The following is an 8,668-nucleotide window of genomic DNA, read 5'->3' on the forward strand; positions in this document are numbered from 1 at the left end:
CGAAGGCGACACCGCCGAAGGCGACACCGCCGAAGGCGACACCGCCGAAGGCGACACCGCCGAAGGCGACACCGCCGAAGGCGACACCGCCGAAGGCGACACCGCCGAAGGCGACACCGCCGAAGGCCCGGCGTCCCGGGCGGCAGAGCCGCCGGGGTGCCGGGCCTTCGAGGACCGATCCCGGGCGGGGAACGCCCCGCCCGGGAGGGCTAGCCCTGGTAGGGGCCGTAGTCGTAGTCCTCCAGCGGGACCGCCTGGCCGGAGCCGCTGCCGAAGGGCGAGTAGTCGATGTCGTCGTACCCGACGGCCGAGTACATCGCGGCCTTCGCCTCCTCGGTGGGCTCCACCCGGATGTTCCGGTACCGGGACAGGCCCGTGCCGGCCGGGATCAGCTTGCCGATGATCACGTTCTCCTTGAGGCCGATCAGGGAGTCCGACTTGGCGTTGATCGCCGCGTCGGTCAGGACCCGGGTCGTCTCCTGGAAGGACGCCGCCGACAGCCAGGACTCGGTGGCCAGCGACGCCTTGGTGATGCCCATCAGCTGCGGGCGCCCGGAGGCCGGGTGACCGCCCTCCGCCACCACGCGGCGGTTCTCCGACTCGAACTTCGAGCGCTCGACCAGCTCGCCCGGCAGCAGCTCCGCGTCGCCGGACTCGATGATCGTCACCCGGCGCAGCATCTGCCGGACGATGATCTCGATGTGCTTGTCGTGGATGGCCACGCCCTGGGAGTTGTAGACCTTCTGGACCTCGCCCACCAGGTAGACCTGCACCGCGCGCTGGCCCAGGATGCGCAGCACGTCGTGCGGGTTGGCCGCGCCGACGGTCAGCGGCTGGCCGACGTCGACGTGGTCGCCCTCGCCCACCAGCAGCCGGGACCGCTTGGAGACCGCGTAGGAGGTCTCGTCGGAGCCGTCGTCCGGCGTGACGATGACCTTCTTGGTCTTCTCGGTCTCCTCGATCCGCACCCGGCCGGCCGACTCGGAGATCGGCGCGACGCCCTTGGGCGTGCGGGCCTCGAACAGCTCGACCACGCGCGGCAGACCCTGCGTGATGTCCTCACCGGCGACGCCGCCGGTGTGGAACGTCCGCATCGTCAGCTGGGTGCCGGGCTCACCGATGGACTGCGCGGCGATGATGCCCACGGCCTCGCCGATGTCCACCAGCTTGCCGGTGGCCAGCGAGCGCCCGTAGCACATGGCGCAGGTGCCGACCGCGGACTCGCAGGTGAGGACCGAGCGGGTCTTGACGGTCTCCACGCCGTGCAGGACCAGCTCGTCGATCAGCACGTCGCCCAGGTCGGTGCCGGCCGGGGCCAGCACCTTGCCGTCGGCCACGATGTCCTCGGCCAGGCAGCGGGCGTACACGCTGGACTCGACGTTCTCCGCCTTGCGCAGCACGCCGTCCGCGCCGCGCTCGGCGATCGCCAGCTTCAGGCCGCGCTCGGTGCCGCAGTCCTCCTCGCGGATGATGACGTCCTGGGAGACGTCGACCAGACGCCGGGTGAGGTACCCGGAGTCGGCGGTCCGCAGGGCGGTGTCGGCCAGGCCCTTGCGCGCGCCGTGCGTGGAGATGAAGTACTCCAGCACGGACAGACCCTCGCGGAAGGACGCCTTGATGGGCCGCGGGATGGTCTCGTTCTTGGCGTTCGAGACCAGGCCGCGCATGCCGGCGATCTGCCGCATCTGCATCATGTTCCCTCGGGCGCCCGAGTCGACCATCATGAAGATCGGGTTCGTCTTCGGGAAGTTCTCGCTCATGGCCTCGGCGACCTCGTTCGTCGCCTTCGTCCAGATCGCGATGAGCTCCTGGGTGCGCTCGTCCTTGGTGATCAGGCCGCGCTCGTACTGCTTCTGGACCTTCTCGTCCTGGGCCTCGTAGTTGGCCAGGATGCCCTTCTTCGCCTCGGGCACGACGATGTCCGAGACGGCGACGGTGACTCCGGACCGGGTGGCCCAGAAGTAGCCCGCGGCCTTGAGGTTGTCCAGCGCGGCGGCGACGACGACCTTGGGGTAGCGCTCGGCCAGGTCGTTGACGATGCCGGAGAGCTGCTTCTTGCCCACGGACTGGTCCACGAAGGGGTAGTCCTCGGGCAGCAGCTCGTTGAACAGCGCCCGGCCCAGCGTGGTGCGCAGGCGGAAGCTGTCGCCGGGCTGCCACTCCGGCTCTCCCTCGCCGGGCTCCGGCGGGGTCCAGCCGCGCGGCGGGACCAGGCCGACGGGGAAGCGGATGTCGATCTTCGCCTGGAGCGAGAGCTCCCCGGCGTCGAACGCCATGATCGCCTCGGCGGTCGAGGAGAACGTCCGCCCCTCCCCGCGCACCTCGCGCTCCTCCTCGTCGGTGGTGAGGAAGAAGAGGCCGAGCACCATGTCCTGGGTGGGCATGGTGACGGGCCGGCCGTCGGCGGGCTTGAGGATGTTGTTCGAGGACAGCATGAGGATGCGGGCCTCGGCCTGCGCCTCCGCGGACAGCGGCAGGTGCACGGCCATCTGGTCGCCGTCGAAGTCCGCGTTGAAGGCGGTGCAGACCAGCGGGTGGATCTGGATGGCCTTGCCCTCGACCAGCTGCGGCTCGAAGGCCTGGATGCCGAGGCGGTGCAGGGTCGGGGCGCGGTTGAGCAGGACGGGGTGCTCGGCGATGACCTCTTCGAGGACGTCGTACACCACGGTCCGGCCGCGCTCGACCATCCGCTTGGCGGACTTGATGTTCTGCGCGTGGTTGAGGTCCACCAGCCGCTTCATCACGAAGGGCTTGAACAGCTCCAGCGCCATCGCCTTGGGCAGGCCGCACTGGTGCAGCTTCAGCTGCGGGCCGACCACGATCACGGAGCGGGCGGAGTAGTCCACGCGCTTGCCGAGGAGGTTCTGGCGGAAGCGGCCCTGCTTGCCCTTGAGCATGTCGGACAGGGACTTCAGCGGCCGGTTGCCCGGACCGGTGACCGGACGCCCGCGGCGGCCGTTGTCGAACAGCGCGTCCACGGCCTCCTGGAGCATGCGCTTCTCGTTGTTGACGATGATCTCGGGCGCGCCGAGGTCGAGAAGCCGCTTGAGGCGGTTGTTGCGGTTGATGACGCGGCGGTAGAGGTCGTTCAGGTCGGAGGTCGCGAAGCGGCCACCGTCGAGCTGCACCATCGGGCGCAGGTCCGGCGGGATCACCGGGACGCAGTCCAGCACCATGCCGCGCGGGCTGTTGGAGGTCTGCAGGAACGCGGAGACCACCTTCAGGCGCTTCAGGGCGCGGGTCTTCTTCTGGCCCTTGCCGGTGCGGATGATCTCCCGCAGCCGCTCGGCCTCCTCGTCCAGGTCGAAGGTCTCAAGACGCTTCTGCAGCGCGGCGGCGCCCATCGAGCCGTCGAAGTAGGTGCCGAAGCGGTCGCGCAGCTCGCGGTAGAGCAGCTCGTCGCCCTCCAGGTCCTGGACCTTGAGGTTCTTGAAGCGGGTCCAGACCTCGTCGAGCCGGTCCAGCTCGCGCTGGGCCCGGTCGCGGAGCTGCTTCATCTCCCGCTCGGCGCCCTCGCGCACCTTGCGGCGGGCATCCGCCTTGGCGCCCTCGGCCTCCAGCTCGGCCAGGTCGGCCTCCTGCTTCTTGGCCCTGGCCTCCAGGTCGGCGTCCCGGCGCTGCTCGATCTGCTGGCGCTCCACGGAGATGTGGGCCTCCAGCGAGGGCAGGTCGCGGGTGCGCCGCTCCTCGTCCACGTACGTGATCATGTACGCGGCGAAGTAGATGACCTTCTCCAGGTCCTTCGGGGCGAGGTCCAGCAGGTAGCCCAGCCGGGAGGGAACGCCCTTGAAGTACCAGATGTGGGTCACGGGCGCGGCCAGCTCGATGTGGCCCATCCGCTCGCGGCGGACCTTGGCGCGGGTCACCTCGACGCCGCACCGCTCACAGATGATGCCCTTGAAGCGGACGCGCTTGTACTTGCCGCAGTAGCACTCCCAGTCCCGGGTGGGGCCGAAGATCTTCTCGCAGAAGAGGCCGTCCTTCTCGGGCTTGAGGGTGCGGTAGTTGATGGTCTCCGGCTTCTTGACCTCGCCGTGGGACCACTGACGGATGTCGTCAGCGGTGGCCAGGCCGATCCGCAGCTCGTCGAAGAAGTTGACGTCGAGCACTCTCGTCAATCCCTCTCAGGGTCGTGTCAGTCAATGGTCTGTCGGGGTCCGGGTGGGGGCGGCCGGGAGTCCGGGGGGACCGGCTCCCGGCCCGGCCCGTCAGACCTCTTCGACGCTGCTCGGCTCGCGCCGGGACAGGTCGATGCCGAGCTCCTCCGCGGCGCGGAAGACGTCCTCGTCGGTGTCGCGCATCTCGATGGACATGCCGTCCGAGGACAGCACCTCCACGTTGAGGCAGAGCGACTGCATCTCCTTGATCAGCACCTTGAAGGACTCCGGGATGCCGGGCTCGGGGATGTTCTCTCCCTTGACGATCGCCTCGTAGACCTTGACGCGGCCCGTGACGTCGTCGGACTTGATGGTCAGCAGCTCCTGGAGGGCGTAGGCGGCGCCGTACGCCTCCAGCGCCCACACCTCCATCTCGCCGAACCGCTGGCCACCGAACTGCGCCTTACCGCCCAGCGGCTGCTGGGTGATCATCGAGTACGGGCCGGTCGAGCGGGCGTGCAGCTTGTCGTCGACCAGGTGGTGGAGCTTGAGGATGTACATGTACCCGACGGAGATCGGGTCGGGGAACGGCTCTCCCGAGCGGCCGTCGAACAGGCGGGCCTTGCCGGAGGGCAGGACCAGCCGGTCGCCGTCGCGGTTGGGAATGGTGGACTCGAACAGGCCCGCCATCTCGTCCTCGCGGGCGCCGTCGAAGACCGGGGTGGCGACGTTGGTGCCGGGCGCGACCTCGTCCGCGCCGATGGCCCGCAGCCGCTCCTTCCAGTCCGCGCCGTCGCCCTCGACGTGCCAGCCCTGGGAGGCCAGCCAGCCCAGGTGGATCTCCAGGACCTGGCCGGGGTTCATCCGGGAGGGGACGCCCAGGGGGTTGAGGATGATGTCGACCGGGGTGCCGTCCTCCATGAACGGCATGTCCTCCACGGGCAGGATCTTGGAGATGACGCCCTTGTTGCCGTGGCGGCCGGCCAGCTTGTCGCCGTCGGTGATCTTGCGCTTCTGCGCGACGTAGACGCGGACGAGCTGGTTCACGCCCGGGGGCAGCTCGTCGCCCTCCTCGCGGTCGAAGACGCGCACGCCGATGACCTTGCCGGTCTCGCCGTGCGGCACCTTCAGCGAGGTGTCGCGGACCTCGCGGGCCTTCTCTCCGAAGATCGCGCGCAGCAGCCGCTCCTCGGGGGTCAGCTCGGTCTCGCCCTTCGGGGTGACCTTGCCGACCAGGATGTCGCCGGCCTCGACCTCGGCGCCGATGCGGATGATGCCGCGGTCGTCCAGGTCGGCCAGGACCTCCTCGGAGACGTTCGGGATGTCCCGGGTGATCTCCTCGGGGCCCAGCTTGGTGTCGCGGGCGTCGACCTCGTGCTCCTCAATGTGGATCGAGGAGAGGACGTCGTCCTGCACCAGCCGCTGGGAGAGGATGATCGCGTCCTCGTAGTTGTAGCCCTCCCACGGCATGAAGGCGACCAGCAGGTTCTTGCCGAGCGCCATCTCGCCGCGCTGGGTGGAGGGGCCGTCGGCGATGACCTGCCCGGCCACCACGCGCTCGCCCTCCTCGACCAGCACCTTCTGGTTGTAGGAGGTGCCCTGGTTGGAGCGGTGGAACTTGGCCAGCCGGTGCGTGACGTGGGTGCCGTCGTCGTTCTGGATGGTGACGTAGTCGGCGGAGACATCGCTGATGACGCCGTCCTGCTCGGCCTTGATCACGTCCCCGGCGTCCACGGCGGAGCGGTACTCCATGCCGGTGCCGACCAGCGGCGACTCGGCCTGGATCAGCGGCACGGCCTGGCGCATCATGTTGGACCCCATGAGCGCGCGGTTGGCGTCGTCGTGCTCCAGGAACGGGATCATGGCGGTCGCCACCGACACCATCTGGCGCGGGGAGACGTCCATGTAGTGCACCTCGGTGCCCGGGACGTAGTCGATCTCCCCGCCGCGGCGGCGGATGAGGACGCGCGGCTCGGCGAAGCGGTAGTCGTCGGTCAGGCGCGCGTTGGCCTGGGCGATGACGTACCGGTCCTCCTCGTCGGCGGTCAGGTAGTGCACCTCGTCGGTGACCACGCCGTCGGTGACCTTGCGGTAGGGGGTCTCCACGAAGCCGAAGGCGTTGACCCGCCCGAAGGCGGCCAGCGAGCCGATCAGACCGATGTTCGGGCCCTCGGGGGTCTCGATCGGGCACATCCGGCCGTAGTGCGAGGGGTGCACGTCACGGACCTCCAGGCCGGCCCGCTCGCGGCTGAGGCCGCCGGGGCCCAGCGCCGAGAGGCGGCGCTTGTGGGTGAGCCCGGAGAGGGGGTTGGTCTGGTCCATGAACTGCGAGAGCTGGCTGGTGCCGAAGAACTCCTTGATGGAGGCGACGACCGGCCGGATGTTGATCAGGGTCTGCGGCGTGATCGCCTCGACGTCCTGGGTGGTCATCCGCTCGCGGACCACGCGCTCCATGCGGGCCAGGCCGGTGCGGACCTGGTTCTGGATCAGCTCGCCGACGTTGCGCAGGCGGCGGTTGCCGAAGTGGTCGATGTCGTCGGTCTCGACCACGATCGTCCGGCCCTCCCCGATGGCCGTCTCGGTCTCGCCGGCGTGCAGGCGCACCAGGTACTTGATGGTGGCGACGATGTCCTCGACCGTGAGTACGCCCGCGTCCAGCGGCTCGTCCCCGCCCAGCTTCTTGTTGATCTTGTAACGGCCGACCTTGGCCAGGTCGTACCGCTTGGGGTTGAAGTAGAGGTTCTCCAGCAGGGTCTGCGCCGCCTCGCGGGTCGGGGGCTCGCCCGGGCGCAGCTTGCGGTAGATGTCGAGCAGCGCGTCGTCCTGGCCCTGGGTGTGGTCCTTCTCCAGGGTGGCGCGCATGGACTCGTAGTCGCCGAACTCCTCCAGGATCTGGTCGGAGGTCCAGCCGAGGGCCTTCAGCAGCACGGTCACGGACTGCTTGCGCTTGCGGTCGATGCGCACGCCGACCATGTCGCGCTTGTCGATCTCCATCTCCAGCCAGGCGCCCCGGGAGGGGATGATCTTGGCGGAGAACAGGTCCTTGTCCGAGGTCTTGTCGATGGAGCTGTCGAAGTAGACGCCGGGCGAGCGGACCAGCTGGGAGACGACGACGCGCTCCGTGCCGTTGATGACGAAGGTGCCCTTGTTCGTCATGAGCGGGAAGTCGCCCATGAAGACCGTCTGGGACTTGATCTCGCCGGTCTCGTTGTTCGTGAACTCGGCGGTGACGAAGAGCGGGGCGGCGTAGGTGAAGTCGCGCTCCTTGCACTCGTCGATGGAGTTCTTCGGGGGCTCGAAGCGGTGGTCGCGGAAGGTCAGCGACATCGAGCCGGAGAAGTCCTCGATCGGGGAGATCTCCTCGAAGATCTCCTCCAGGCCGGACTTGGTGGGGACGTCCTGCCCGCTCTCCAGCGCGGCCTCGACCCGGGCTTTCCAGGCGTCGTTGCCGAGCAGCCAGTCAAAGCTCTCGGTCTGCAGCGCAAGGAGGTTCGGAACCTCTAGGGGCTCCTTGATCTTCGCAAAAGAGACACGCAGGGGCGCGGTGCTGGTGCCGTTGTTCGTACTGTTGGTCGAGGCGTTGCGCGAGGCGGCCAAGAGGGGGTCCTTCCGAGGGCTCGGACTCTCTGCGCGCGTGCCCTTCCTCCTGGTGACGGGCAGGGAGGAGCCGGGCAGCGCAAAGGGTCAGTGTAGCCACAAGACCCACTGATGTCCAATGTGCTTATCAATCATCGAGGAGCCACCCTCGGTGAAACGTCACGCGGTCCCGTCACGGGACCCGCGCGTACCCTGCGCGTGCCCTCAGGGCCTGCTCCCGGCCGCCTCGAACGCCGGTCGCGGACCCGTCTGCCGCATCACTTCCCGCTCCGCGTTGAATCCATGCCTCGATCATGGATTTCGTCCGGACCTTCGACGGGGACGAACAGGAGAATCGCGCGCCCGCTGCGGTTCGTCAAGGCCCCGGCCCCCTGGGGAGCTCGCGAAGATCACCATACCCGCCGCCGTCGCGGGGGCAAGGGGACGGCCGCGGCAACGCCGGGGGGCGACCACCCGAACGGGTGATCGCCCCCAGTGCGAACGCGGCCGGTGGCCGGGCGTTACTTGACCTCGACGCCGGCGCCGGCGCCCTCAAGGGCCTCGCGGGCCTTGTCGGCGGCCTCGCGGTTGACCTTCTCCAGGACGGGCTTCGGCGGGTTGTCCACCAGCTCCTTGGCCTCCTTCAGGCCCAGGGAGGTGAGCTCGCGCACGACCTTGATGACCTGGATCTTCTTGTCGCCGGGGCCGGTGAGGACGACGTCGAACTCGTCCTTCTCCTCCTCCGCCTCGGCGGCGGCGCCGCCGCCGGCCGGGCCGGCCGCGGCCACGGCCACGGGGGCGGCGGCCTCGACGTCGAACTTCTCCTCGAACTTCTTCACGAAGTCCGAGAGCTCCAGCAGGGTCATCTCCGCGAACTGCTCGAGCAGCTCGTCCTGGCTCAGCTTCGCCATGATGGCGTCCTTCCTCTTCGGTCGGCGGGGGTGCCGGCGATGGATGTCTCGGGGGTGGGCGGGCGGGGCCCGCCCGGGCCGCCT

General features: G+C 69.1%; 4 protein-coding genes. All 4 read right to left on the minus strand.

The window, feature by feature from the left end; all coding sequences use genetic code 11:
* On the minus strand, positions 1–179 hold a 179-nt coding region (locus RM780_RS27935; protein WP_394813099.1), incomplete at its 3' end, for a pentapeptide repeat-containing protein.
* A 30-nt stretch (positions 180–209) separates the two neighbouring features.
* Positions 210–4,109, minus strand: a complete 3,900-nt coding sequence (locus RM780_RS27185; RefSeq protein ID WP_311633569.1) for a DNA-directed RNA polymerase subunit beta' — start codon at positions 4,107–4,109, stop codon at positions 210–212.
* A 99-nt stretch (positions 4,110–4,208) separates the two neighbouring features.
* Positions 4,209–7,694 (minus strand): DNA-directed RNA polymerase subunit beta, encoded by a 3,486-nt coding sequence (gene rpoB / locus RM780_RS27190; protein WP_311633570.1) that lies wholly within the window; start codon positions 7,692–7,694, stop codon positions 4,209–4,211.
* A 500-nt stretch (positions 7,695–8,194) separates the two neighbouring features.
* Complete coding sequence (gene rplL / locus RM780_RS27195) at positions 8,195–8,584, minus strand: 50S ribosomal protein L7/L12 (protein WP_311633571.1); 390 nt, start codon at positions 8,582–8,584, stop codon at positions 8,195–8,197.
* Positions 8,585–8,668: the final 84 nt, after the last annotated feature.

This window comes from Streptomyces boetiae, from assembly GCF_031845405.1.
Classification (GTDB): domain Bacteria; phylum Actinomycetota; class Actinomycetes; order Streptomycetales; family Streptomycetaceae; genus Streptomyces; species Streptomyces boetiae.